Source organism: Streptomyces sp. UNOB3_S3 (assembly GCF_020740895.1).
Taxonomy (GTDB): domain Bacteria; phylum Actinomycetota; class Actinomycetes; order Streptomycetales; family Streptomycetaceae; genus Streptomyces.
On sequence record NZ_JAILXP010000705.1, the window covers coordinates 1 to 1,215 of the forward strand.

At 78.0% G+C, this 1,215-nt stretch carries 1 protein-coding gene; it reads left to right on the forward strand.

The genetic code is table 11. From position 1 onward, the window contains the following. Positions 1-977: hypothetical protein (locus K6I33_RS35155; protein ID WP_229358850.1), on the forward strand; the 977-nt coding region annotated here is incomplete at its 5' end. Between the last annotated feature and the right edge of the window lie 238 nt (positions 978-1,215).

A 1,215-nucleotide genomic window follows, 5' to 3' on the forward strand; every position in this document is an offset into this window, starting at 1 on the left:
CCCCCGCCCCCTACCCCGCCGCCCGGCTGCGCGACCCGGAGGCGGGTCCGCCGCCCGGCGCCGGGGTCCTGGTCCTGGGCACGCGCCAGTCGGCCATCGACGCCTGTCTGCTGCTGTGCCGGGACGGCCACCGGGTGACGATGACCTCGCCCTCGGGCGTACTGCCCGCCGTACGGGTCTCGCTGGGCGCGCCCGTACGGGACTTCCCGGAGCTGGAGCGCGTCGCGCGGCTCGACCCGGACGATCCGCTGCTGGAGGAGAAGGTGCGGCGCGCCGTCGTGGCGGCCGTACGGTCGCTCGACCGCGCCCCGCTGCGCCGGCAGTCCTCGGCGGCCACCGACCCCGTGGCGCGGCTGCGCGAGGAGACGGCGCTGGTGGAGGCGGACGCGTGTGCCTGGCCCGGTGCCGTGATGGCCGCGATAGAGGCGGTCATCGAGCTGGGTGCCCGGCTGCCCGCCGCGCGGCGCCGGGCGCTGCTGGAGCGCCACGGCTGGTTCATCGCCCGGTATGCCACGGCGATGACGGTCGTCAACGCGCGCCGGCTGCTCGCGCACATCGACTCCGGGGCGCTGCGCCTGGCCTCCGCCTACCCCCGCGCGGTGGCCTTCGAGGCGGGCGCCTGGCGGGTGGAGTGGCCCGGCGCGGGCGAGCCGGAGCGCTTCGGCCATGTGGTGAACGCCACCGGCTTCGAGCAGCCCCGGCTGTACTGGTCGCAGGACGGCACCGCCCTCCACCCGGTGGAACCTCCGAAGCACTCCGGCGCCGTGGACTTCCTCGCGGACGACCTGCGGGTACGGCGGGGCCCCGGGGCCCCGCCGGAGCGGGTGTGGGTGGTGGGCGTCGGCACGCACGTGCGGATCCCGTTCTCGAACCATCTGCGCAATGTGGTGCGGCAGGCCCGCCGGGTCGCCGAGGAGGTGGCGGGCCCGGCGGACGGCGGGGAACGGGCCGCCGCGGCGCGCGGCACGGCGGTGTGAGGCGGGGCCGCCGCCGGGCGCGCCTTCCCCTCGGGCGCCGGTCGGGCGGCGGACAATACGGTCGCCCGTCCGCGACCGGCCGCCGAGGAGTCGCATGCGCCACAGCCCGCCCAGCTGGACCACCGAGGACATGCCGAGCCTGGAGGGCCGGCTGGCCGTCGTGACCGGCGCCACCGGCGGCATCGGCTATGCCACCGCGCGCGAGCTGGCCCGGGCGGGGGCCGAGGTCGTGGTGACG